Origin of the sequence: Streptacidiphilus jeojiense (assembly GCF_000719095.1) — a bacterium.
Taxonomy (GTDB): Bacteria; Actinomycetota; Actinomycetes; order Streptomycetales; family Streptomycetaceae; genus Streptacidiphilus; species Streptacidiphilus jeojiensis.
Genome location: NZ_JOEH01000027.1, coordinates 53,984 through 77,483, shown reverse-complemented (window position 1 = coordinate 77,483; position 23,500 = coordinate 53,984). Strand labels below are relative to the sequence as shown.

Here is a 23,500-nt window from a genome sequence, read left to right as displayed (position 1 = left end):
AACGCAGCGACGCCGAACACCTGGCCGCCGAACGCAGCGCCGCCGACGCGCCCCTGATCCCCGGTGAGATCCTGCTCGGCACCGGCGACATCGAGCTGAACCTGGGCCGTGAGGTCACCCTGCTGGCCGTGGTCAACGCCGCCGACCGGCCGATCCAGGTCGGGTCGCACTACCACTTCGCCGAGGCCAATCCGGGGCTGTCCTTCGACCGCGCGGCCGCCCGCGGGCAGCGGTTGAACATCCCGGCCGGCACGGCCGTGCGCTTCGAGCCCGGCATTCCGGCCGAGGTCGAGCTGATCCCGCTGGGCGGGCGCCGCGAGGTGCTGGGCCTGCGCGGCGAGACGAAGGGGAGCCTCGATGACTGACCCGACCGCACCACGCCCGGCCGCCGCGTTGACGCTGACCCGGCGCCGCTACGCGCAGCTCTTCGGGCCGACCACCGGGGACCGGATCCGGCTGGCCGACACCGATCTGCTGATCGAGGTCGAGCAGGACCTGAGCGCCGGCGGCGACGAGGCGGTGTTCGGCGGCGGCAAGGTGATCCGCGAGTCCATGGGCCAGTCCCGCGCCTCGCGGGCCGAAGGCACCCCGGACACCGTCATCACCGGCGCGGTGGTGCTGGACCACTGGGGCATCGTCAAGGCCGACGTGGGCATCCGCGACGGACGGATCACCGCGCTGGGCAAGGCCGGGAACCCGGAGACCATGGACGGGGTCCACCCCGACCTGGTGATCGGCCCGGACACCGAGGTGATCGCGGGCAACGGCAGGATCCTCACCGCCGGTGCGGTGGACGCGCACGTTCATCTGATCTGCCCGCAGATCTTCGAGGAGGCCCTGGCCAGCGGCGTCACCACGCTCCTCGGCGGCGGCACCGGACCGGCCGAGGGCAGCAAGGCCACCACCATCACCCCCGGCAGCTGGCACCTGGCGCGGATGTTCGCGGCGGCCGAGCAGTACCCGGTCAACTTCGGGTTGCTGGGCAAGGGCAACACCGTCTCCACCGAGTCCATGCGCGCGCAGCTGCGGGCCGGCGCGCTGGGCTTCAAGATCCATGAGGACTGGGGCTCCACCCCGGCCGCCATCGACGCCTGCCTGCGGGTCTGCGAGGAGTCCGGCGCCCAACTCGCCATCCACACCGACACCCTGAACGAGGCCGGCTTCGTCCAGGACACCCTGGCGGCCATCGCCGGCCGCGGGGTGCACGCGTACCACACCGAGGGCGCCGGGGGCGGGCACGCCCCGGACATCATCACCGTGGTCTCGCAGCTCAACGTCCTGCCCAGCTCGACCAATCCGACCCGTCCGCACACCCGCAACACCGTGGACGAGCACCTGGACATGCTGATGGTCTGTCACCACCTCAGCCCCAGCGTGCCCGAGGACCTGGCCTTCGCCGAGTCCCGGATCCGTCCCTCGACCATCGCCGCCGAGGACTTCCTGCACGACCTGGGCGCGATCTCGATCATCAGCTCCGACTCCCAGGCCATGGGCCGGGTCGGCGAGGTGATCATGCGGACCTGGCAGACCGCCCATGTGATGAAGCGCCGTCGCGGCTCGCTCCCCGGCGACGGCCGCGCCGACAACCGGCGGGCCCGGCGCTACGTCGCGAAGTACACCATCAACCCGGCGGTGGCGCAGGGGCTGGACGGCGAGATCGGCTCGGTGGAGGCCGGGAAGCTGGCCGACCTGGTGCTGTGGAACCCCGCCTTCTTCGGCGTCAAGCCCGATCTGGTGGTCAAGGGCGGTCAGATCGCCTGGGCCCAGATGGGCGACGCCAACGCCTCCATCCCCACCCCGCAACCGGTGCTGCCGAGGCCCATGTTCGGCGCCATCGGCCGTGCCCCGGCCGCCAACTCGCTCAACTTCGTCACCCAGACCGCCCTCGACGACCAGCTGCCGGAGCGGCTCGCCGAGGAACTGGGCATCGGCAAGACGTTCACGGCGACCCGCAACACCCGCGGCGTCACCAAGGACCACCTGCACGAGAACACGGCCAGGCCGGAGGTCACCGTCGAACCGGACACCTTCACCGTCCGCATCGACGGCGAGGTGGTGGAGCCGCAGCCGGCGGCCGAACTGCCCATGGCCCAGCGCTACTTCCTGTTCTGACGAGCGACGGCGACAGGTGCCCGCATGATGAACCCAGCCCTCCTGGTCCTCGCCGACGGACGCTTCCCGGCCGGCGGCCACGCCCACTCGGGCGGTGCCGAGGCCGCCGTCAAGGCCGGGCGGATCCGGGACAGCGCCGGCCTCGCGGCGTTCTGCGCCGGACGGCTGCACACCGCCGGACTGACCGCCGCCGCGCTCGCCGCGGCGGCGGCCGGCGGCCGGATCGACCCGCTGGACCTGGACCGCGCCGCGGACGCCCGGATGCCCTCCCCGGCGCTGCGGGCCGCCTCGCGCCGCCTGGGCCGGCAGCTGATCCGCGCCGCCCGGACGGTCTGGCCCGATGCGGCCTTGGAGCGGCTGGCGGCGGAACGGCCGCGCGGGGTGCACCAGCCGGTGGTCCTCGGCCTCACCGCGGCGGCGGCAGGTCTCACCCCGGCCGACGCCGCGTCGGCCGCGGCCTACGAGAGCGTCTCGGGGCCGGTCACCGCATGCGTGCGGCTGCTGGGACTCGACCCGTTCCGGGCCACCGCGGTCCTGGCCGGGCTGACCGCGGAACTCGCCGAGGTCGCGGCGCGGGCCGGCGAGGCGGCGGCCGAGGCCGGGGCGACCGGGGACCTCGACGCCCTCCCCGCCGCCTCGGCCCCGCTGCTGGACCTCTACGCCGAACAGCACGCCGGCTGGGCCGTGCGCCTCTTCGCCTCCTGACCCTTCTTCACAGAGGAGACCGACCATGCATCGTGACCACGACCTCCCCGCCCCGCTGCCCGGGGCGGAGCCGCTGCGCGCCGACGGCCGCCGCCGCGCCCTGCGGATCGGCCTCGGCGGACCCGTCGGTTCCGGCAAGACCGCGACCGTCGCCGCGCTGTGCCGGGTGCTGCGCGACGAACTCTCGCTGGCCGTCGTCACCAATGACATCTACACCACCGAGGACGCCGAGTTCCTGCTGCGCAACGCGGTCCTGCCGCCGGAGCGGATCACCGCGGTGGAGACCGGCTGCTGCCCGCACACCGCCATCCGCGACGACATCTCCGCCAACCTGGAGGCGGTCGAGGACCTGGAGGACGAGGTCGGGCCGCTGGACCTGGTGCTGGTCGAGAGCGGCGGCGACAACCTCACCGCGACCTTCAGCAAGGGGCTGGTCGACTACCAGATCTTTGTCATCGACGTCTCCGGCGGCGACAAGATCCCCCGCAAGGGCGGCCCCGGGGTCTCCACCTCCGACCTGCTGGTCATCAACAAGACCGACCTGGCCCCGCTGGTCGGCGCCGACCTGGGGGTGATGGACCGCGACGCCCGGGCGCAGCGCGGGGACCTGCCGGTGGTGTTCTGCTCGCTCGCGGCGGCCGACGGCGTCGCCCCGATCGCCGAGTGGGTCCGCGGCCGGCTGCTCGAGTGGACCAAGTGAGCGGTGGCGGTGCCCCGGGCGGCGCTTCGTCGGTGCGGGCCGTGGCGCGGATCGCGGCCCGGCCGGACGGCCGCGGCGGGACCGCGTTGCCGCTGCTCACCGGGGACGGACCGCTGGCGCTGCGGCGCACCTCGCACCCGGAGGGCGGCGGCGCGGCCCAGGTGACGATCGTCGGTGCGATGGCCGCCCCGCTCGGCGGGGACCGGCTGCGGATCGAGGTCACCGTCGCGGCCGGGGCCCGACTGCGGGTCACCAGCGCCGCCGCCACGGTCAGCCTGCCGGGACGGATTCCGGCGCCGGCGCACTACGACCTCGATCTGACGGTGGCCGAGGGCGGCGAGTTGGAGTGGCTGCCGGAGCCGGTGATCGCCGCGCAGGGCAGCGTGCTGCGGATGACGACCAGGGTGACGCTGGCGGCGGGCGCCCGGCTGCTGCTGCGCGAGGAGCAGGTCCTCGGGCGGAGCGGCGAGGCCCCGGGCCGCCTCACCGCCCGGCTGACCCTGCGTCACGACGGCCGGACGGTGCTGGACCAGCAGACCGACCTCGGGCCGGGCGCCCCGGGCTGGGACGGCCCCGCCGTGTTGGCCGAGCACCGGGCGCTCGGCCAACTGCTGCTCTGCGAACCGTCCCTGACTGAGAAGCCGGCCACGGCCCGGTTCCTCGCCGAGGGGGCGGCGGAGGCCGCGCTGCTCCCGCTCGCCGGAGCCCCGGCGCTGCTGGTCACCGCTGCGGCCCCGGACGGCCTGCGGCTGCGCAGGGCGATCGATAGGGTGCTGTGATGAGCGACGAGACCGAGGAGAACGAGCGCGGGCGGATCTCCCGCCGCGCCGCCCGGATCCTGGTGCTGGACCCGGAGGGCGCGGTGTTCCTCCAGCTCCACGACGACATCGAGGTCGGGCCGCACTGGGTGCTCCCCGGCGGCGGCCTGCACCAGGGCGAGGACGAACTCGCCGGAGCGCTGCGGGAGACCGTCGAGGAGACCGGCTGGACGGACGTGGTCCCCGGCCCGGCGCTGTGGATCTGGGAGCACGACTACACCCGGTCGGGCGTGCCCACCCGCCAGCACGAGGTCATCTTTCTGGGCTCGGCCCCGCGCCGGGACCCGATCGGCGATCTCACCGAGTCCTTCGCCCACGACGGCATCATGACCTGCCGCTGGTGGACCCCGGACGAACTCGCCGACTGCGCCGAGGTGCTGTGGCCCCCTCAGCTGGTCCGGCTGCTGGCCGACCTGCGCCGCGAGGGGCCGCCGGCGCAGCCGATCGATCTGGGGTACGTCCCCAACGGGCCGCGCTGAGGGGCACCTGCCGGGTCAGCCGTGGTGGTGGCCGCCACCGCCCATGTCGTGGCTGGTGTGGGTGGGCGTGGAGCCGACGTCGTGGTGCTGGTGGTGACCGCCGTGGTGGTGACCGCCACCGTGGTGACCCCCGCCGTGGTGACCGCCGTGCGGCGGCACCGCCGTGTCGATGCCGTACGGAGTGGTGCCGTCCTCCCACACGCCCCGGGTGCGGCGGGTGTCCGCGTACGGACCCGTCTGGCGTCCGGCGCGCACGATGGACTTGACGATGAAGTTGAGGAAGGCGAGCCCGACCAGGACACCGACGACAATGATGAAGACCATGAACGATCATCCCCCTGAACGGCGCCCCGACCGGTCGTCGGTGCGGCGTGGGATCAGGGTGCCCAGCCGTACGCACGATCCCACCTGATTTGATCGAATCCAGAGGTTCGGACATCCGGCGCCGGCCGCAGTGCCGACCGCACCGCCGGCCAGTGCCTGCTACAGCGCCTCACCCATCGGGCCGTACTCCGGCTCCAGCGTCTCGGCCCAGTACGCGGCGAAGTCGGGTCGGCTGCCGTCCGCGTCGGTGAAGCCGTAGTCCTTGGAGAGGTCCCAGGTGGCCAGCGCCCGGCCGGTCCTGGCCATGACGTCCGGGTCGGCGGCCAGCGCGGCCACCGCGCGGCCGAGGTAGGCGGGCGACTCGGACTGCGCGAAGTGCGGGTCCTTGGCCGCGGCGTCGCGCCAGTTCGCCTCGGTCACCCCGAGCCCGTCCAGCATCGCCTCCGAACGCAGGAACCCCGGGGTGAGCGCGACGGCCGCGACACCGTGCGGACGCAACTCCGCCGCCTGCGCCACGGCCAGCCGGATCACCGAGGACTTCGCCAGGTCGTAGAAGAGCGAGCCGCGGTAGCGGGCCGAGTTCCCGTCGGTCACCTCGACGACCAGGCCGCGGCCCCGCGCGACCAGCAGGGGGAGTGCGTAGCGGCTGGTGATGATGTGGGTGTCCACGGCCCGGCGCAGCAGCCGGAAGCCCTGGTCGAGGTCCTGCTCCCAGATCGGGTGCTCCCAGTCGCTGAGCGGGTCGCCGCCCCAGACGCAGTTCACCAGCAGGTCCAGCCGGCCGTCCTGCTCGGTGGCGATCCGTTCGACCAGCGCGCGGACCTGGTCCGGCCGGCTGTGGTCGGTGCGGACCGCGATGCCGGTGCCTCCGGCGGCGGTGACCAGGTCGGCGGTCTGCTCGACGGTCTCCGGGCGGTCGAGGTCGGAGCGGCCCGCGGTGCTGCTCCGGCCGGACACGTACACGGTGGCCCCGGCCGCGCCGAGCTCCACCGCGATCCCGCGCCCGCCGCCCCGGGTGCCGCCGGCGACCAGGGCCACCGTCCCGTCCAGGGGCCGGTTCGGGTCGGTCATGCTGCGCCTCCAACGCTCGGCGGGAACTTGTCGACCGGTCGAGACTCGCACGGTCCGGCAGCCAGGGCATCCGAAAACCGTTATGCACTTTGTTGCAGAAGTGAGGCGGTCCGGTCTACCGTGGCCGGACACCACCGTGCGAGGAGGCTCGGACATGAGCGCGTACCCCCATCTGCTGGAGCCGTTGGACCTGGGCTTCGTCACGCTGCCCAACCGGGTGCTGATGGGGTCGATGCACATCGGGCTGGAGGAGGCCGAGCGCGGGTTCGAGCGGATGGCGGAGTTCTACGCGACCCGGGCCCGGGGCGGGGTCGGCCTGATGGTCACCGGGGGGATCGCGCCTAACGAGGAGGGCCGGCCGTGGTCCGGCGGGGCGAAGCTGACCACCGAGGCGGAGGCGGAGCAGCACCGGGTGGTCACCGAGGCGGTGCACCGGGAGGGCAGCCGGATCGCCATGCAGATCCTGCACTTCGGCCGGTACGCCCACCACGCCGACCTGGTCGCCCCCAGCGCGCTGCAGGCGCCGATCAGCGCCTTCACTCCGCGTGCGCTCGGCGAGGACGAGGTCGAGCGGACCATCGAGGACTTCGTCCGCGCCGCCGAGCTGGCGAGGTTCGCCGGGTACGACGGGGTCGAGGTGATGGGCTCGGAGGGCTATCTGATCAACGAGTTCATCGCCGCCGGCACCAACCGGCGGACGGACCGCTGGGGCGGCGACTACCGGAACCGGATCCGCTTCCCGGTGGAGATCGTGCGCCGGGTGCGTGAGCGGGTGGGGGCCGACTTCATCCTGGTCTACCGGCTGTCGATGCTGGACCTGGTGCCCGGGGGCTCGACCTTCGACGAAGTGGCCACACTGGCCAAGGAGGTCGAGGCGGCGGGGGCGACGCTGATCAACACCGGGATCGGCTGGCACGAGGCGCGCATCCCGACCATCGCCACCTCGGTGCCGCGCGGGGCGTTCGGATGGGTGACGAAGAAGCTGATGGGGTCGGTCGGGATCCCGCTGGTCGCCAGCAACCGGATCAACACCCCGGAACTGGCCGAGCAGTTGCTCGCGGACGGCGCCGCCGACATGGTGTCGCTGGCGCGTCCGCTGCTCGCCGATCCCGAGTTCGTCGCCAAGGCGGCGCAGGGGCGGGCCGAGACGGTGAACACCTGCATCGGCTGCAACCAGGCCTGCCTGGACCACACCTTCAGCGGTCGGATCACCTCCTGCCTGGTCAATCCACGGGCCTGCCACGAGACGGAGCTGGTGCTCACGCCGACCCGGACGCGCAAGCGGGTCGCCGTGGTCGGGGCCGGGCCCGCCGGGCTGGCCTGTGCGGTGTCGGCGGCCGAGCGCGGCCATGCAGTGACCCTGTTCGACGCGGCGGCGGACATCGGCGGCCAGTTGAACACCGCCCGGCGGGTGCCGGGGAAGGAGGAGTTCGACGAGACCGTCCGCTACTTTCGGAGCCAGCTGGCGCTGCGTCAGGTGGAGCTGCGGCTGGGCGCCGAGGTCGGCGCCGGCACGCTGCTGGAGGGCGGGTTCGACGAGATCGTGCTGGCCACCGGGGTGCTGCCGAGGGTTCCGGAGATCGAGGGGGTGGACCACCCCAGCGTGGTGGGCTACCTGGACGTGCTGCGGGACGGCGCGCCGGTGGGGGAGCGGGTCGCGGTGCTGGGGGCGGGCGGCATCGGGTTCGACGTCGCCGAGTTCCTGACGCATGATCAGGATGGCGACTTCTACCGGGCCTGGGGCATCGACACCGGGTACCGGGAGCGGGGCGGGCTGCGCAGTCCGCAGCGCGGGACCGCGCCGCGCACCGTGCACCTGCTGCAGCGCAAGAGCAGCAAGGTGGGCGCCGGGCTGGGGAAGACCACCGGATGGATCCACCGGACCGAGCTGAAGCACCGGGGCGTGGTCATGGTCGCCGGGGTGACCTATGAGCGGATCGACGACGAGGGCCTGCACCTGACGACGGCCGAGGGCGAGCGGCAGGTGCTGGCGGTGGACACGGTGGTGCTCTGCACCGGGCAGGAGCCGCGCCGGGACCTGCACGCGGCGCTGCTGGAGGCCGGGGTCCGGGCGCATCTGATCGGCGGCGCGGACGTCGCCGCCGAGCTGGACGCCAAGCGGGCCATACTGCAGGGGACCACGCTGGCAGCAGCCCTGTAGGCAGCCGTCCTGCAGCTGCCGGGAACACGGGAGAGCCCTCGTCGATGTCGCTGCCGCACGCCATTCTGACCGCCCTGCTGGAGCGGCCGTCCTCGGGTCTGGAGCTGACCCGGCGGTTCGACCGGTCCATCGGCTACTTCTGGTCGGCCACGCACCAGCAGATCTACCGCGAGCTGGGGAAGCTGGAGCAGGGCGGCCTGATCGAGGCGGTGCCGCAGCCGCCGTCGCGGGGGCAGCGCAAGGAGTACCGGGTGCTGCCGGACGGCCGGGCCGAGCTGGTGCGCTGGGTGGCCGAGGGGCAGGACCCCAAGCCGGTCCGGGACCCGCTGCTGCTGCGGCTGCGGGCCGCCGCGGTGGTCGGGACGGCCGGGCTGGACGTCGAGCTGCAGCGCCATCTGGCGGAGCACCGGCGGCAGTTGGACGAGTACCTGGAGATCGAGCAGCGGGACTTCCCGGCGGACGGGTCGGGCGGCGGCGACCGGCTGCACCACCTGGTGCTGAAGGCCGGGATCGCGCTGGAGACGTTCTGGGTGCAGTGGCTGGCCGAGGCGGTCGGCGAGCTGGCCGGGGAACCGGCCGCCGAGGAGGTCGCCGAGCCCGGGAAGCCGGGGATCGCCGGTTGACCTGCGGCGACGTCGTCCCCCGGACCGGTCAGCCGTTGGCCGCCGCCGTCACGGCCTGCTGGTACAGGCTCTGCACGGAGTCGTCGAACAGGGCCGCGTAGGAGACGTCGTCGGTGTCGCCGCCCTCCTGGTAGCCGCCGATGACACCGATCAGGGTGCCCGACCCGGTACTGGCGTCGTAGTTCTCCAGCCAGCCGCTGCCGCTGGTGCCGCCCGGGTAGCCGGTGCAGGCGACCTGCAGCTGGGTGGAGCTGAAGGCGCTGCTGAGGCAGGTGCCGGTGATCGGCTCGTCGGTGTCGGAGGGGTAGCCGGTGATCTGCACGGTGGTGTCGGTGACCCCGCTGGTGTCCAGGCTGTAGGCGCCGACCACGGACTGCAGGCTCTTGCCGTTCAGCGGCTGCACCACGGCGAAGGCCACGTCGTCGTCCTCGGACTGGTTGTCGGTCCAGGCCGAGCTCTCGATCACGTCGGTGATCTTCCACTCGCCGTACGGAGCGGTGCCGTCGTGGTAGCCGGGGACGAAGGTCGCGGTGCTGCTGCCGCTGCTGAGGCAGTGCGCGGCGGTGACGATCAGATCGCCGGCCGGGCTGTCCACCACACTGGCGGTGCAGGTGTGGCCGTCCGAGATGCTGCCGGAGAAGATCGCGCCGACCTGGCTGGGCTGCTCGTCGCTGGTCAGCGTGACCGACTGGCCGGTGGTGGTGATCGGCGCCGCGGCGGTGGACTTGGTGGCGCTCGCGGAGGCCGTCGCAGCGGAGGATGCCGCCTTGGTGGTCGCGGCCTTGCTCGCGCTCCTGGTCGTGCTGTCACTGCTGCCCGCCGACGCGCTGGCGCTGGCACTCGCACTGGCGCTCGGGCTGGCGCTGGTGGCGGCACTCGCGCCGGTGCCCGCAGCCGCTGCCGTGGTCGACGAGACCTTCTTGGCCGTGTCGATGGACCGGAGCAGATTGACGCTCGCGCCCGCCGTCCCCGTCGTCGCGACGACGAGTCCGCCGCCGACCATGATCCCGGCGGTGATCCCCATCACGATGCGGCGTCGGGACCTGCGCCCGGATCGGATCCGGGTGAGACGACTTCCTGGTTCGGCGTCTTTCATGGGCTGCTCCTTACCTCGGCGCCGGAATCGACACCTTCGGGGGCAGGGTCGAACCGGACAGCACCATCCGATCCTGGTGGGCGGTGCTGAGACAGCTGTGTGAGAAAAGTAAGAACTGTCTGATCATCGCGGAAGGTCTGGAAAATTACCTCTCCTAAGGAGGTAAAATCCAGGTATGGCCGAGCACGATCGAACCGATCAAGCCGAGGACGCGAACGAACTCGCCGAGCTGCTCGTGGGCATCCATCGGCTGATGCGCCGCAGGCTGCGCCACGATCTCGGCAGCGCGCGGCTGCGGGGCGCGCAGGTGGAGCTGCTGCGCCTGGTGCGGGGCCGGCCCGGCATCGGGGTGGCCGCGGCGGCCAAGGAGCTGCACCTGGCCGGCAACTCGGTCTCCACCCTGGTCAACCAGCTGGTGGCGGCCGGATACCTGGAGCGCAGGCCGGACCCCAGGGACCGCAGGGCCGCGCAGCTGACCGTCACCGAGGCGGCCCGGCAGCGGATGGGGGAGTGGGACGCCCGGCGCAGCGAACTGATCACCCGCCATGTCGCCGCACTCCCGGCGGAGGACCGGAAGGCCCTGACCGCAGCGCTGCCGGCGCTGCGCAGGCTCACCGAAGGACTGCACGACGAGCTGGAGGCGATATGACCGTACGGCTGCCCGAGAACCCACCCACCGACGAGGCCGCTGCGGAGGGCGCCGCCGCGGCCGTCCGCTGCAGCGGACTGGAGTACGCCTTCGGCGCCACCAGGGCGGTGGACAACCTCGACCTGACCGTGCGCACCGGTGAGGTGTTCGGCCTGCTCGGGCCCAACGGGGCCGGCAAGACCACGGCGATCCGGGCCATCACCACACTGCTCCCGGTCCCCGCCGGGATGGTCACCGTCTTCGGCCACGACACCGCCAGGGACCGGATGGCGGTCCGCCGGCTGCTCGGCTACGTGCCCCAGCAGCTGTCCGCGGACGGCGGCCTGACGGGGCGTGAGAACGTCTCGCTGTTCGCCAGGGTCTACGACGTGCCGCGCCGCGAGCGGGCCCCCAGGGTCGCCGAGGCGCTGGAGGCGGTGGCCCTCACCGAGGCCGCAGACCGCCTGGCCGGGACCTACTCCGGCGGCATGATCCGCCGCCTGGAACTGGCCCAGGCCCTGGTCAGCGCCCCGCGCCTGCTGATCCTGGACGAACCAACGATCGGCCTGGACCCGATCGCCCGCACCAGCGTCTGGGACCGGATCGACGAGATCCGGCAGGCCACCGGGATGACCGTGCTGGTCACCACCCACTACATGGACGAGGCCGAGCAGTACTGCGACCGGGTCGCGCTGATGCACCGGGGCCGGATCCGCGCCCTCGGCACCCCCGAGCAGCTCAAGGCCGACCTGGCCGGGGAGCTGGAGGCGCCCACCCTGGAGGACGTCTTCCGCCACCACGCCGGCCAGGGCCTGCACGGCGGGTCGTCCGCCGACTCCAGCGACGGAGAGGATTTCCGCGATGTCCGCCGTACCCGCCGTACCGCCACCCGTGTCGGCTGAGGCCCCGGCCGGGCCCGCCCCCGCCGGGGCCGTGGCCGCCGCCGGATCGACCGCCTCGCTCTCGCTGCTGCTGGTGCCGCCGCGGGCCCGTACCGGCTGGCAGCTGGTGCCGGCCCGGGTCCTGGCGATGTGCATCGTGGAGCTGCAGAAGCTGCGCCACGACCGCACCGAGCTCTACACCCGGGCGGTGCAGCCCGCGCTGTGGCTGCTGATCTTCGGCGAGACCTTCAACCGGATCCACGCCATCCCCACCGGCTCCGTCCCCTACCTGGACTTCCTGGCCCCCGGGATCATCGCCCAGTCCGCGATGTTCATCGCCATCTTCTACGGCATCCAGATCATCTGGGAGCGGGACGCCGGCGTGCTCACCAAGCTGCTGGTCACCCCGACCCCGCGGTTCGCCCTGGTCACCGGGAAGGCCTTCGCGGCCGGGGTGAAGTCGGTGATCCAGGCCCTGGTGGTGATCGTCTTCGCGGCGATCCTGGGGGTCGGCATGACCTGGAACCCGCTGAAGCTGCTCGGCGTGGTGCTGGTGGTCGTGCTCGGCGGGGCGTTCTTCTCCTGCCTGTCGGTGACCATCGCCGGGATCGTGCTCACCCGGGACCGGCTGATGGGGATCGGCCAGGCCATCACCATGCCGTTGTTCTTCAGCTCCAGCGCGCTCTACCCGGTCAGCATCATGCCCGGCTGGCTGCAGGCGGTCAGCAAGGCCAACCCGCTCAGCTACCAGGTGGACGCGCTGCGAGGGCTGCTGCTCGGCAGTCCGGCGCACCTGGGCACGGACATCGCGGTGCTGGCGCTCGCCGCGGTGCTGGGCATCTCCGCGGCCTCGGCCCTGCTGGGCCGGCTGGCCAAGTAGGGGTCAGGGGTCAGAGGTCAGGGGTGCGGGGGTCGCTCCTCGTGGTCGGGCGCATCCCGGTCGTGACCCTTGTCGTTCCAGCGCGGGTCGTCCCAGCGGGGGTCGTCCCACCAGTCGTCGTCGCGGTCCCTGGAGTTGGCCAGGACCGCGGCGACCGGCGGGATCACCATCGCCACCACGCACATGCCGATGGCCGCGCCGACCGAGTAGAAGCGCACGACTCCCCACGCCATGACGAACAGCCCGATGCAGACGCCCATCATGACGAAATAGCGGACGTGGCGCCGGTGAGCCTGCACACCTCAAGGCTACGACCGCGGGTCCTCCGGCGCGACGAACGGCGCAACGAACGGCGCGGCGATGCGGGCGACGGCCCCCGGTTCGGACGTACGGTGTGACGATCAGTCGAACCGGCGAGCGGACAGGGGTGCCCCAGGCGTGGCGGAGACCAGGCTCAAGAAGAAGCCCTACGAGCGTGAACTCTTCCGGCTGCAGACCGAACTGGTGGTCCTTCAAGAATGGGTCCGCAGCACCGGGGCCCGGGTGGTGGTGGTCTTCGAGGGTCGCGACGCCGCGGGCAAGGGGGGTGCGATCAAGCGGGTCACCGAGCACCTCAGCCCCCGCGTCGCCAGGATCACCGCCCTGCCCGCGCCCACCGAGCGGCAGCGCACCCAGTGGTACTTCCAGCGCTACATCGAGCACCTGCCGGCGGCCGGGGAGATCGTGCTGTTCGACCGCAGCTGGTACAACCGGGCCGGGGTCGAGCGGGTGATGGGGTTCTGCACCCCGGACGAGTACCACCGCTTCCTGCACCAGTGCCCGATCTTCGAACGGGGGCTGGCCGAGGAGGGCATCCACCTGCTCAAGTACTGGTTCTCGGTCAGCCTGGAGGAGCAGGAGCGCCGGTTCCGGGCCCGCCGGGACGACCCCATGCGCCGCTGGAAGCTCTCCCCGATGGATCTGGAGTCCATCACCCGTTGGGAGGACTACTCCCGGGCCAAGGACGAGATGTTCGTCCACACCGACATCCCCGAGGCCCGCTGGCACGTGGTGGAGAGCGACGACAAGCGCAGCGCGCGGATCAACATGATCTCCCACCTGCTCTCCGCGATCCCCTACGAGGAGATCCCCACCACGCCGATCGAGTTCCCCGAGCGCCCGCGGTCCCGCGGCTACCAGCGCCCCCCGCGCGACGAACAGCACTACGTCCCCGACGTGGCCGCCGGCCTGGGCAAACAGAGCTAGCCCGGGGCTAGGCCTCGGCGGCCTGCACCCAGTAGAGCTGCTTGTGGCCGCGGGACTCGAACTCCTCGGCGGCGGCCTCGGCCTCGGCGTGCTCCGCGAAGCGGGCCACGACATAGCGGTTGCCGTTGTCGTCCTGGCGCATCAGCACGAAGGCGGCCGGGCCGGGAGCGGCGGCGGGCTGCTGCTCGATGCCGGTGATGTGGCTGATGTTCTCGCGGTCGTCGGGTTCCTGGCTGGGGGCGGCGTCGAACCAGGCGTCCAGGATCTCGGCCAGCAACGCGGTGGAGGTCAGCCGCAGGCTCAGGGCCAGGACGTTGGCGTCGTTCCAGCGGCGGGCTCCGCCGGCGGTGTAGGCGTCGGTGCACAGTGCCGCACGCACCCCGGGCACCTTGTTGGCGGCGATGGATGCCCCGGTCCCGGTCCAGCAGCAGACCACGGCCTGCTCGGCCCGGCCCTCGGCCACGTCCCGTGCCGCGGCCTCGCTGCAGTAGGCCCAGTCGTCCCGCTCGTCCGGACGCAGCGCGCCGTGCGGGAGCACCGAGTGCCCGCGGCGTTCCAGTTCCCCCGCCAGCAGTCGGGCCACGCCCTCGTTCATGTCCGAGGAGACCGAGATTCGCATGGCCCGACTCTAGTGCCGGTCAGCCGCCGGGGCGGCTCAGCCCAGGGCGGCTCAGCCCTGGGCGCTGAGGGTGAAGCTCTGGGCCGTGCCGCCGGTGCAGCTCCACTGCTGCAGCCGGGCGCCGTCCGCGGTGGAGACCCCGGTGACGTCCAGGCACTCGCCGGTGCTGCTGCGCGGGCTGAAGCTGTAGCTCCCGTCCGCGTGCTGGACCGGCAGCCACTGCTGGTTGGTCCCGCCGCCGTAGGACCAGAGCTGGATCGGGACGCCGTCCCCGGTCGCCCCGGAGCCGCCGGTCACGTCCCAGCCGACGGTGGTCGCGTTGCGGGTGACCACCTTGTAGTAGCCGCTGTCGGTGGGCTGGAACTGCCACTGCTGGTTGGTGTTGCCGCTGCCGCAGGTCCACTGCTGCACGGCGGTGCCGTTGGCGGTGGCGCCGCCGGTGGCGTCCACGCACTTGCCGCTGTTGGTGTTCACCACCTGGTACCAGGCACTGGAGTTGATGCCCGTCCCGGTGCCGGTGCCCAGCGCGGGCCAGGTAAAGGTGGCCACCGCCTTGGCCGGCAGGGTGTAGCTGAAGGACTGTCCGCTCTCGGAGACGTTGAAGGTGTGGGCGTTGGCGGTGTCGGAGTTCAGCACCACCAGGGCGGTCGACCCGTCCGGGTTGCGGAAGGCGACGTCCTCCACGTTGCCGCTGCCGAAGGTGTTGGAGTCCAGCCGCACCGCGCCCGGCTTGACGAACTTGCTCGCCTGCCCGAGCACGTAGTACTCGGCGTTGTAGGCGGCGCTGCCGGTGCTGTTGTTGACGGTGACCACCCCGGTGCAGGTGGTGCAGTTCATCGACGGGCCGCCGCTCGGGTCCAGCGCCATGTTCCAGGTGACCACGGACTTGGCCCAGTTACGGGTGGCGCCGATGATCAGGTTCTCGGTCTGCCAGTCCAGCGAGTCGGAGAAGGTGTTGGCGGTGTTGGCCGACTGGCTGCCGGAGCACTCGGTGAAGTAGGTGTCCTTGGTCGGGAAGGAGTTGTGCACGGTGGTCTGCGCGCTGGGGACGCCCCCGTAGCAGTGCCAGGCCACGCCGGCGGTGTACTGCGCGGCGGCGGAGTTGCCCAGGATCGTGGAGGGGAAGGTGGTGTCGTCCCAGTTGTGGTCGTAGGCCAGGATGCCGGTGCTGAGACCGGCCGCCTTGATCGCCGGGCCCAGGTAGTTGGCGATCAGCGTCGCCTCGGCGCTCGCGGTGAAGGTGGAACCGGGGTAGTTGGACGGCGAGTACTCGGGCTCGTTCTGCGGGGTGATCAGCGAAACCGGTACCCCGGCCGCCTTGTAGGCCTGCAGGAACTTCACCAGGTAGTTGGCGAAGGCCTGGTAGTCGGCGGTGTTGAGGGTGCCGCCGATCATCGAGCCGCTGGTCTTCATCCAGCCCGGGGCGCTCCAGGGGGTGGCCATCACCGTGGTGGACGGGTTGAGCTGAAGGGCCTGCTGCAGCAGCGGGATGATGTAGGCGTTGTCGTGGGCGATGGAGAACTGCGACAGGCCGGTGTCGGTCTGTCCCGCGGCCACGTCGTCGTAGCTGTAGAGCGAGCGGGCGAAGTCCGAGGCCCCGATCGGCTGGCGCAGGAAGTCCAGTCCGATGCCCGCGGAGGGGTCGAACAGTTTGGACATGATGGTGTTGCGCTGCGGGGAGTTGGCGATCAGCCAGGCCGAGGAGTCGGTCAGTGACGCCCCGAACCCGGTCATGGTCTGGTACGTGCTGGACGGGTTGACCGTGATCGTCTGACTGGCCGTCCCGGCCCCGGTGGCGAAGGCCGCACCGGCCTGGGGGGCCAGCAACTTGGACTGGTCTGCGGTGGTCTCCCAGACCGAGACGGCGGTCGCTGCCGCCGCCGTGGCGGCATGGGCGGCTCCCAGGGCCATGACCGACCCCGAGAACAGCGCGGCCGTCGCCAGCGACGCGGAGATGAACCTGATGCGGGACACAGTGCTCCTTTCCCGACGTTCCTGAAACAGAATGAAACACCTCTGGAACCCAACTGAAACAGAGCAAAGACCAGTTGGCAGAGTTCTGTCAATAGCTGACGCGGGAAGGCCGGTTCCGGAACCTGGGAAGGGCGCGGGTGTCCGCGGGTGAAACAAAATGATGTAACAGGGGTCAGCTGAACCGGGCGATCGCGGTCATCGTCGGGCGCAGGTTGCGGACGGCGGGGACGTGGCCCAGGACCGGCGCCACCGCGCCGTAGTAGAGTCCCCGGCCGCGCGGCAGTCGAAGGGCGCGGACCTCGGCGACGGCGGGGTGGGCGGTGCGGACCCGCTGCAGCTCACCGGCGTCCAGCCCCCAGGGCATCGGCGGGGTGGTGTAGCCGTTCCCCGCGGTGGTCCGCATCTCGCCGCGCAGGGTGCGGGCGCTGAACCAGCGCGGAACGGCGTCGAAGACCAGTGCGCCGCCGCCGAAGCGCTCGGCGCAGCCGGCGATCAACTCCCGTACCTCCGGCGGCCGCAGATACATCAGCAGGCCCTGCGCGGTGACCAGCACCGGGCGGGAGGGGTCGACCTCGTCGCGCCAGGAGAGGTCCAGCGCCGAGCGGGCCAGGATCCGCTGCCGGTCCTCCTCGGGCAGCAGCGACCGGCGCACCTCGGCCGTCTCCGGCAGTTCCACGCACAGCCAGCGGGCCCGTCCGTTGTCGACGCGCCAGTACTGCGTCTCCAGTCCCTCGGCGAGCGCGACCACGGTCCCGTCCGGATGCTCGGCGAGGAACGACCGCACCGCGAGGTCGAAGCTGCGCACCCGCAGCGCCTGCCCCTGCGCCAGCCAGTCGTTGGCGGGGCCGAAGGTCTCCTGGAACGGGTAGTCGATGCGCTGGACCAGCTCGACGGCCTTGGGGTCCGCCAGCACCGGCCGTGGCTGCGACGCCTCGTGGGCCCGGTGGTAGAGGTTCCACAGCAGCGTCTCCGGAACCCCGTCCAGCTGCACCTTCCAGCTCTCCCCGTCCGCCACCGTGCCACCCCGTCCGCTCGCCCGTCCTGACGGGGACCCATTCAATCCCACCCGCCCCCGCTACTTCTCCTTCCGGACCCCAGCGGCGCGCCGCTGCACGGATCCGCCGGTTCGGTGGGCTCGTGTCTGGCCTAATCGGTCGCGTACATGCCATGCTGCTGGTGGCGCCCCGTCAACGCCCGGTGCGGGGCGCCACACGCTTGCGGTGCGCCTCAAGGGCCGGAACATGCGTCGGCCCCGTCGACGGGGGATGCGACGGGGCCGGGCGATCAGCATCAGCTGACATGCCAACCAGTATGCATGGTCACGGGCCGACTGTCAGTCGAGTCACGAAAGAATCACGGCATGCCGTCAGGAATCCGCCTCGTGACCGTCCATCGGATCGACCCGGACGCCGGGATAGTCTCCCGAGGTCGGAGGATGGAGAGATGGGGTGGGTGCGATGGCCGAGGTCGTGTTGCGTACCGAGCGGCTGGTGCTGCGCGGCTGGCGGGACGAGGACCTGGAGATGCTGGTCGAGCTGGACTCCGACCCCGAGGTCATGCGCTACGTCGGGGACGGGAAGGTCAAGAGCCGGGAGGAGGCGGCCGCCTGGTTCGACCGGATCCGGGCGGCCTGGGCGGAGCTCGGCTACGGCCTGTTCGCGGTGGAGCTGGCGGAGAGCGGTGAACTCACCGGCTGGGTCGGTCTGGCCGTGCCCCGGTTCCTGCCCGAGATCATGCCGGCCGTGGAGATCGGCTGGCGGCTGCTGCCGCGCCACTGGGGCCGCGGCATCGCCACCGAGGCGGCCCGGGAGGCGCTGCGCTTCGCCTTCGAGGAGGCGGAGCTGGACCGGGTCGTCAGCATCTGCCACGTGGACAACGAGCCCTCCCGCCGGGTGATGGAGAAGCTGGGCCTGCGTCAGGACCGGCTCACCACCGTCCCCGCCCATGACAAGCCGGTCCGGGTGCTGGCGATCACCAGGGAGGAGTACGCGGTGACCCGGAAGTCTTGACTGTACCTACTAGTATGTACGGCATGCTGGCTTCCCAGTACGAGATGACCCTGCCCGCCGACTACGACCTCCCGATGCTGCGCAAGCGCATCGCCGCGGCCTGGCACACCCTGGACGACCTCGACGGACTGGGGCTCAAGGCCTACCTGTTCCGCGAGCGCGGCAGGGACGGCTCTCCGGTGAACGAGTACTCCTGCTTCTACCTCTGGAACGATCCGGGGGCGATGGCCGGCTTCCTGGTCGGAGGCGGAGGGTTCGAGCGGATCATCCGCTTCTTCGGCCGCCCGGCGGTGCGCCAGTGGAGCGGCCTGGCCTGCCTGTCGGGGCCCGCTCGCGGCACGACCCCCCGTGCGGCGTCCCGGCAGCTCACCGTACTGCCGCCGGAGGCCGATCCCGAGTCCACCGGCCTGGCCCTGGCGACACGGATCCAGCAGGAGATCGACGCGCTCGCCGAACTGGCGCGTCGCGAGGACGTCCACACCGCGGCCCTGGCCGTGGACACCCAGCACTGGCAACTGGTCAGGTTCGTCCTGTGGCAGGACTCGGTCCCGCCGGACCAGCAGGGGACCGAGCGCTACGAGGTGCTGCACCTGTCCGCCCCCGGCCTCGCCGAGCTGCCGAACGGCCGTCACTGGTAGCGAGGATGGCGAGGCGTCAGGAGTTCGGGGCCACCAGGCCGACCTCGTAGGCGATGATCACCAGCTGGACCCGGTCCCGCGCGTCGAGCTTGGCCAGCAGTCGGGTCAGATAGGTCTTCACCGTGGCGATGCTGATGACCAGTTCGGCGGCGATCTCGGTGTTCGACAGGCCGCGTCCGACCAGGGTCAGCACCTCGTACTCGCGCTCGGTGATGATGCCGTCGAGCCTGCGCCCGGCGGTCCCGGGCGCACCGGGGGCGGTCCGGGTGCGGGACGGTTCGGGGCGGCCGGCGAACTCGGCGATCAGCCGCCGGGTGACGCTCGGCGCGATCAGGCCGTCGCCGGCCGCCACCACCCGCACCGCGGTCAGGATGGACTCCAGGGCCATGTCCTTGACCAGGAAGCCGGACGCTCCGGCCCGCAGCGCGCCGTACACGTAGTCGTCATCGTCGAAGGTGGTCAGTATGACGACACGGGTCGAGCCGGGGCCGCCGGTGACCCGTCGGGTGGCCTCGATCCCGTCCATCCCCGGCATCCGGATGTCCATCACCACCACGTCCGGCCGGACCTCCTGGACCAGGGCGACCGCCTCGGCGCCGGTCCCGGCCTCGCCGACCACCTCGATGTCCGGGGCGTCGGCGATCACCATGCCCAGCGCGGCGCGCACCAGCGGCTGGTCGTCGGCGAGCACCACCCTGACCGTCACCGGACCCCCACCGGCAGCGGCAGCCGGGCGGCCACCCGGAAGCCGCCCTCGGGGCGGGGGCCGGCGCGGAACTCCCCGTGCAGCAGCGCGGTCCGCTCCCGCATGCCGACCAGGCCGTAGCCGGCCGCCGCGGCGCCCTCCCGTCCCGGCCCGCCGGGTCCGGACCCGCGGTCCAGCACCTCGATGGAGAGCTCCTCGGGCCCGTGGCCGATGGACACCAGGCAGGAGGCCGTCCCCGAGTGGCGCACCACATTGGTGATCGACTCCTGGACGATGCGGTAGGCGGACAGCTCGATGTCCGGGGGCAGTGGCCGCCGTTCCCCGTGCCACTCCAACTCGACTCGGACCCCCGCGGCCGTGGTCGCCTCCGCCAGCCGGTCGAGATCGGCCAGCCCCGGCGCCGGTCGCAGCGCCGACCCCTCCCCGGCGGCCTCCGGTTCGGCCTGCCGCAGCGCCCCGAGCATCCGGCGCAGCCCCGCCAGCGCCTCCCGTCCCGCGCCCTCGATGGCGCCCAACGCGTCGCGCGCGGCCGTCGGCTGGGTCTCGATGACCCGGCGGGCCGCTCCTGCCTGGAGCGCGATGATGCCGATGCTGTGCGCGACCATGTCGTGCAGCTCCCGCGAGATCCGCAGCCGTTCGGCGGTGACCGCCTGGGCCGCGGCCTGGGCCCGCAGCGTCTCCGCGTGCTCGTGGTTCTGCCGCGCCGAGTCGCCGATCAGCCAGGCCACGGCGACGGTGAGGGCGACCGTCAGCATCGTCGAGGTGCCGATCACGAAGTGGACCAGCACCCGCACCGCCGCGTAGACGACCAGCACACCGATCGCCAGACCGGCGGCGGGGACCGAGACGCGCCGCGGCCGGGTGGCCGCGATGTGGCACAGGGCGACGTCGACGGTCAGGAACTGCAGGAAGTTGATCTCCGTCGAGTTCAGCACCATCGCTCCGGCCACCGCGCCGAGGAGCAGCAGTGACAGCGCCGCCATCGGCCGGCGGCGCAGCCAGGCGCTGCCCGCAACGGCCAGGACCGTGGCGATCAGGAGGTTCAGCCGGTTCCCCGGCGGCATCTCCAACGGGTTGTAGTGGCGCGGGAAGTACCCCTCGCCGGGCAGCCTGAACAGCACGATGATCGAGTACGCGGTGGCCGCGCTCCACGCGAGTGCCGTCCACGCACCCGGTGGAACACGCTTGAGCAGGGGACGGGGCGCAGTGGCGGACATGGGCCGATGCTAACCGCGGCGCTCTTCCCGGGGCATCGGACCGTGGTTGTACATCCGCGGTCCGATCCGGGGACGCGAATGCCGACGCCGGTCCGATGCCGTGCACCACCGCGACCGGGCAGCGTTGGCCGGGTGATCGAAGTCAATCAGCTGACCAAGCGATACGGCCGCACCACCGCCGTCAACAACCTCACCTTCACCGTCCGCCCCGGCCGGGTCACCGGGTTCCTGGGCCCCAACGGGGCGGGCAAGTCCACCACCCTGCGCATGATCCTCGGTCTGAACCAGCCGACCAGCGGCAGCGTCACCGTGCTGGGGCACCGCTTCCGGGACCACCCGCGCGGACTGCGCCACATCGGCGGCCTGCTCGACGCCGGCGACGTCCACGGCGGCCGCAGCGCCCGGGCCCATCTCGCGGTCCTGGCCCGCAGCAACGCCATCCCGTCGGCCAGGGTCGAGGAGGTGCTGCGGGAGGTCGGCCTGGCCGAGGCCGCCCGGCGCCGGGTCGGCGGCTTCTCGCTGGGCATGAAGCAGCGGCTCGGCATCGCCGCCGCGCTGCTCGGGGACCCGCCGGTGCTGCTGTTCGACGAACCGCTCAACGGCCTGGACCCGGAAGGGGTGCTCTGGGTGCGCGGCCTGTTCCGCAGGCTGGCCCGGGAGGGCCGCACCGTGCTCGTCTCCAGCCACATGATGCGCGAGATGGAGAACACCGCCGACCAGCTCGTGGTCATCGGCCGTGGCGAACTGATCGCCGACGAGCCGCTGGCCGAGTTCGCCGCCCGCGGCACCCGGCTGAGCGTCACCGTCCGGACGCCCGACGCCGGGGTGCTGACCGGACTGCTCACGGCCGAGGGCGCGGTGGTGCGGCCCGACGGCGAAGGCGGCCTCTCGGTCGCCGGGCTCGACGCCGCCAGGATCGGCGAACTGGCCTTCGAGCACCGGATCCTGCTCCGTGAACTGGCCACCCGTACCGCCTCGTTGGAGGAGGCGTTCATGGAACTCACCGCCGACAGCGTCGAATACCTCGCCGGAGACCCCCGATGACCGCAGTCACGCACGCCCCCCGAGCCGCCGCGCCGTCCGCCGGCGAACCGCCGGCCCGGTTCCGTGACCTGCTCGCCGCCGAGTGGCTCAAACTGTGGACGCTGCGGTCGACCTGGTGGGCCATCGGGCTCAGCGGGCTGGCCCTGGTCGCCATGAACGCCAACGGCGCCCTGGCCGACTACAACAACTGGCCCCACTACTCCCGGTCGATCAGGGCCGCCTTCGTCCCGGGGTGGTCGCTGGGCGACGCCTTCAGCAACAACACCGGGATCTGCCTGCTGCTCGCCGCGGGCTGCATCGGCGCGATCACCGTCGCGGGGGAGTACTCCACCGGACTGATCCGGGTGACCTTCGCGGCGGTCCCCGCGCGCCGGTCGCTGCTGGCGGCCAAGATCACCGTGGTCGCGGCGGTGATGACGGCCTACGGCCTCGTCGTCGCCGGGACGTCGTTCTGGATCACCCAGGCCATCCTGTCCGGACGGCACGCCGGGATCTCCGTCAGCTATCCCGGCGCGGTGCGCTTCGTGCTGGTCTCCGCACTGCTGGCGCCGGTGAGCGCGCTGGTCGGGATGGGCCTGGGCGCGCTGATCCGGCACAGTGCCACCACCATGGTGACGGTGGTGGTGCTCCTGCTGCTGGTGCCCAACCTGCTGACCGACAACCACCGTTGGGAGGCGGACCTCAACCACGCCCTGGTGCTGCGCGCCTGGCAGCGGCTCAAGGACGTCGGCCCGGAGTACCTTCCTCCCGGAACACCCGGCTACCACCTGGCCACGGTCGCCGGCTCCTGGACCGTCTACGCGGTCTGGCCGCTGGTCGCCGTCGTGGTCGCGCTGACGGTGGTGCACCGCCGCGATCTGTGAACGCGACGGAGGTGTGCGGGCCGGCATGCCGGCCCGCACACCTCACAGGTCACCGCGGACGGTCAGTTGTGGCCGTACCGCTTCTCCTTCTTCCGTGCCACCGGCTGCGGCATGGAGGACGGCATCAGCATCGGCTCGGTGTTCTCGAGCGCCGGGTCCTGGGCGTACTGCCCGGGACGGGCGGCGGTGGCGAGAGCCTTCTGCTGCTTGCGTTCGCGGTTCTTGACCTTCGACATGAGATGTCTCCTGCATGGTCTCGGATGCACAGCACCCGCATGGGGCAGGTGCATTCCCACCGTGGCAGCAGCCGTGGCGGTCCGCATCTCGAAGCGTTACGCAGCGTTACTACCCCGGGGGCGGCGGTTGGCACCGCTCCGGCGCGACGGGCCGGGGGTGTTGTGGCCCACCCTGACTGACGGAGGGTCAGCAGTCGTTCAGCAGAGCTCAGTTGTCGCAGTGGAACCGTGACCTGACGATGAGCGCGGAGAGCAGTCCGGTGACGGCCACGGAGACGGCGACTCCGGTGAGCGCCCCACCGGAGACCGCGTGGGTGAGCAGCAGCGCCGACCAGGTGATGCTCAGCGGCAGGGAGGCGCAGATGCCGATGAGGAGGTGGGAGCGGCGGTTGGCGGAAGGTCCCTGGATGTCCATGGACTCAGCATGCCCGGGGCCACCACCACGCCATGAGCAGCGAACGGTGGACCGCC

At 72.0% G+C, this 23,500-nt stretch carries 26 protein-coding genes and 1 pseudogene; 16 read left to right on the top strand and 11 right to left on the bottom strand.

Annotated elements, in window-relative coordinates; all coding sequences use genetic code 11:
- Positions 1-53 precede the first annotated feature (53 nt).
- Genes IF29_RS0131720 through IF29_RS0131695 form a run of 6 tightly spaced genes read left to right on the top strand, consistent with a single transcriptional unit; the run spans position 54 to position 4,814 of the window.
- Positions 54-365 carry an urease subunit beta gene (locus IF29_RS0131720; RefSeq protein WP_030262095.1) on the top strand — a complete coding sequence of 104 codons (312 nt, stop codon included), beginning with the start codon at positions 54-56 and terminating at the stop codon, positions 363-365.
- The gene (locus IF29_RS0131715; protein ID WP_051726281.1) at positions 358-2,112 is read left to right on the top strand and encodes an urease subunit alpha; all 1,755 of its coding nucleotides are present in this window, start codon (positions 358-360) and stop codon (positions 2,110-2,112) included. Before IF29_RS0131720 ends, IF29_RS0131715 begins: the two co-directional genes overlap by 8 nt.
- 24 nt (positions 2,113-2,136) lie before the next feature.
- On the top strand, positions 2,137-2,817 hold the full coding sequence (locus IF29_RS0131710; protein ID WP_030262091.1) for an urease accessory protein UreF: 681 nt from the start codon (positions 2,137-2,139) through the stop codon (positions 2,815-2,817).
- Positions 2,818-2,842: 25 nt separating this feature from the next.
- Entirely contained in the window at positions 2,843-3,517 is a 675-nt protein-coding gene (gene ureG, locus IF29_RS0131705) for an urease accessory protein UreG (RefSeq protein ID WP_030262088.1), read from the top strand.
- The gene (locus IF29_RS0131700; protein WP_030262085.1) at positions 3,514-4,296 is read left to right on the top strand and encodes an urease accessory protein UreD; all 783 of its coding nucleotides are present in this window, start codon (positions 3,514-3,516) and stop codon (positions 4,294-4,296) included. Before ureG ends, IF29_RS0131700 begins: the two co-directional genes overlap by 4 nt.
- Positions 4,296-4,814 carry an NUDIX domain-containing protein gene (locus tag IF29_RS0131695; RefSeq protein WP_051726280.1) on the top strand — a complete coding sequence of 173 codons (519 nt, stop codon included), beginning with the start codon at positions 4,296-4,298 and terminating at the stop codon, positions 4,812-4,814. The genes IF29_RS0131700 and IF29_RS0131695 overlap by 1 nt, the downstream gene beginning before the upstream one ends.
- Positions 4,815-4,829: 15 nt before the next feature.
- Here IF29_RS0131695 and IF29_RS0131690 read toward each other — a convergent pair whose 3' ends face one another.
- Together IF29_RS0131690 and IF29_RS0131685 are read right to left on the bottom strand one after the other, a co-directional pair.
- Positions 4,830-5,138: a hypothetical protein gene (locus IF29_RS0131690; protein WP_030262080.1), complete on the bottom strand. Its 309-nt coding sequence runs from the start codon at positions 5,136-5,138 to the stop codon at positions 4,830-4,832.
- 159 nt (positions 5,139-5,297) lie between these two features.
- Positions 5,298-6,209 carry an SDR family oxidoreductase gene (locus IF29_RS0131685; protein ID WP_030262076.1) on the bottom strand — a complete coding sequence of 304 codons (912 nt, stop codon included), beginning with the start codon at positions 6,207-6,209 and terminating at the stop codon, positions 5,298-5,300.
- 154 nt (positions 6,210-6,363) lie between these two features.
- Between IF29_RS0131685 and IF29_RS0131680 the strand changes: the two genes are divergently transcribed.
- Positions 6,364-8,370 (top strand): NADPH-dependent 2,4-dienoyl-CoA reductase, encoded by a 2,007-nt coding sequence (locus tag IF29_RS0131680; RefSeq protein ID WP_030262073.1) that lies wholly within the window; start codon positions 6,364-6,366, stop codon positions 8,368-8,370.
- 44 nt (positions 8,371-8,414) lie between these two features.
- Positions 8,415-8,993 (top strand): PadR family transcriptional regulator, encoded by a 579-nt coding sequence (locus IF29_RS0131675; RefSeq protein WP_051726279.1) that lies wholly within the window; start codon positions 8,415-8,417, stop codon positions 8,991-8,993.
- A gap of 28 nt (positions 8,994-9,021) precedes the next feature.
- Here IF29_RS0131675 and IF29_RS0131670 read toward each other — a convergent pair whose 3' ends face one another.
- The gene (locus IF29_RS0131670; protein WP_084715294.1) at positions 9,022-10,089 is read right to left on the bottom strand and encodes a trypsin-like serine peptidase; all 1,068 of its coding nucleotides are present in this window, start codon (positions 10,087-10,089) and stop codon (positions 9,022-9,024) included.
- A 175-nt stretch (positions 10,090-10,264) separates the two neighbouring features.
- On the opposite strand from IF29_RS0131670, the gene IF29_RS0131665 reads away from it, so the two are divergent.
- Genes IF29_RS0131665 through IF29_RS0131655 form a run of 3 tightly spaced genes read left to right on the top strand, consistent with a single transcriptional unit; the run spans position 10,265 to position 12,478 of the window.
- Positions 10,265-10,738: a MarR family winged helix-turn-helix transcriptional regulator gene (locus tag IF29_RS0131665; RefSeq protein ID WP_030262063.1), complete on the top strand. Its 474-nt coding sequence runs from the start codon at positions 10,265-10,267 to the stop codon at positions 10,736-10,738.
- Positions 10,735-11,619: an ABC transporter ATP-binding protein gene (locus IF29_RS0131660; protein ID WP_030262059.1), complete on the top strand. Its 885-nt coding sequence runs from the start codon at positions 10,735-10,737 to the stop codon at positions 11,617-11,619. The genes IF29_RS0131665 and IF29_RS0131660 overlap by 4 nt, the downstream gene beginning before the upstream one ends.
- Complete coding sequence (locus tag IF29_RS0131655) at positions 11,579-12,478, top strand: ABC transporter permease (RefSeq protein ID WP_030262056.1); 900 nt, start codon at positions 11,579-11,581, stop codon at positions 12,476-12,478. Before IF29_RS0131660 ends, IF29_RS0131655 begins: the two co-directional genes overlap by 41 nt.
- Positions 12,479-12,495: 17 nt before the next feature.
- Here IF29_RS0131655 and IF29_RS0131650 read toward each other — a convergent pair whose 3' ends face one another.
- The gene (locus IF29_RS0131650) at positions 12,496-12,777 is read right to left on the bottom strand and encodes a DUF3099 domain-containing protein (RefSeq protein ID WP_037597310.1); all 282 of its coding nucleotides are present in this window, start codon (positions 12,775-12,777) and stop codon (positions 12,496-12,498) included.
- 139 nt (positions 12,778-12,916) lie between these two features.
- Here IF29_RS0131650 and ppk2 point away from each other — a divergent pair, with 139 nt between their 5' ends.
- Positions 12,917-13,723, top strand: a complete 807-nt coding sequence (gene ppk2, locus IF29_RS0131645; protein WP_030262050.1) for a polyphosphate kinase 2 — start codon at positions 12,917-12,919, stop codon at positions 13,721-13,723.
- A gap of 184 nt (positions 13,724-13,907) precedes the next feature.
- Here ppk2 and IF29_RS0131640 read toward each other — a convergent pair.
- The 3 genes and pseudogenes from IF29_RS0131640 to IF29_RS0131630 form a co-directional block, all read right to left on the bottom strand.
- A pseudogene (locus IF29_RS0131640) lies at positions 13,908-14,342 on the bottom strand (RpiB/LacA/LacB family sugar-phosphate isomerase); the annotation flags it as partial.
- A 51-nt stretch (positions 14,343-14,393) separates the two neighbouring features.
- A complete protein-coding gene (locus tag IF29_RS0131635; protein ID WP_030262045.1) occupies positions 14,394-16,316 on the bottom strand; it encodes an RICIN domain-containing protein in 1,923 nt (640 codons plus the stop codon).
- 172 nt (positions 16,317-16,488) lie between these two features.
- Positions 16,489-17,331 carry a class I SAM-dependent methyltransferase gene (locus tag IF29_RS0131630; RefSeq protein WP_030262042.1) on the bottom strand — a complete coding sequence of 281 codons (843 nt, stop codon included), beginning with the start codon at positions 17,329-17,331 and terminating at the stop codon, positions 16,489-16,491.
- Between the two features lie 442 nt (positions 17,332-17,773).
- Between IF29_RS0131630 and IF29_RS0131625 the strand changes: the two genes are divergently transcribed.
- Both IF29_RS0131625 and IF29_RS0131620 read left to right on the top strand, forming a co-directional pair.
- Positions 17,774-18,325 (top strand): GNAT family N-acetyltransferase, encoded by a 552-nt coding sequence (locus IF29_RS0131625; protein ID WP_030262038.1) that lies wholly within the window; start codon positions 17,774-17,776, stop codon positions 18,323-18,325.
- 23 nt (positions 18,326-18,348) lie between these two features.
- Positions 18,349-18,963 (top strand): DUF4865 family protein, encoded by a 615-nt coding sequence (locus IF29_RS0131620; protein ID WP_030262034.1) that lies wholly within the window; start codon positions 18,349-18,351, stop codon positions 18,961-18,963.
- 16 nt (positions 18,964-18,979) lie between these two features.
- Here IF29_RS0131620 and IF29_RS0131615 read toward each other — a convergent pair whose 3' ends face one another.
- Positions 18,980-19,669, bottom strand: a complete 690-nt coding sequence (locus IF29_RS0131615; protein WP_030262032.1) for a response regulator — start codon at positions 19,667-19,669, stop codon at positions 18,980-18,982.
- Positions 19,666-20,886 carry a sensor histidine kinase gene (locus tag IF29_RS0131610; RefSeq protein ID WP_030262029.1) on the bottom strand — a complete coding sequence of 407 codons (1,221 nt, stop codon included), beginning with the start codon at positions 20,884-20,886 and terminating at the stop codon, positions 19,666-19,668. The genes IF29_RS0131615 and IF29_RS0131610 overlap by 4 nt, the downstream gene beginning before the upstream one ends.
- Before the next feature lie 132 nt (positions 20,887-21,018).
- Between IF29_RS0131610 and IF29_RS0131605 the strand changes: the two genes are divergently transcribed.
- Positions 21,019-21,930 carry an ABC transporter ATP-binding protein gene (locus IF29_RS0131605; RefSeq protein ID WP_030262027.1) on the top strand — a complete coding sequence of 304 codons (912 nt, stop codon included), beginning with the start codon at positions 21,019-21,021 and terminating at the stop codon, positions 21,928-21,930.
- The gene (locus IF29_RS0131600; RefSeq protein WP_030262024.1) at positions 21,927-22,793 is read left to right on the top strand and encodes an ABC transporter permease; all 867 of its coding nucleotides are present in this window, start codon (positions 21,927-21,929) and stop codon (positions 22,791-22,793) included. The genes IF29_RS0131605 and IF29_RS0131600 overlap by 4 nt, the downstream gene beginning before the upstream one ends.
- A gap of 62 nt (positions 22,794-22,855) precedes the next feature.
- Here the strand turns inward: IF29_RS0131600 and IF29_RS46380 are convergent, their stop codons facing one another.
- Together IF29_RS46380 and IF29_RS0131590 are read right to left on the bottom strand one after the other, a co-directional pair.
- Positions 22,856-23,029 carry a hypothetical protein gene (locus IF29_RS46380; protein WP_157624025.1) on the bottom strand — a complete coding sequence of 58 codons (174 nt, stop codon included), beginning with the start codon at positions 23,027-23,029 and terminating at the stop codon, positions 22,856-22,858.
- Between the two features lie 208 nt (positions 23,030-23,237).
- Positions 23,238-23,444, bottom strand: coding sequence for a hypothetical protein (locus IF29_RS0131590; RefSeq protein ID WP_030262023.1), 207 nt, complete (start codon positions 23,442-23,444; stop codon positions 23,238-23,240).
- Between the last annotated feature and the right edge of the window lie 56 nt (positions 23,445-23,500).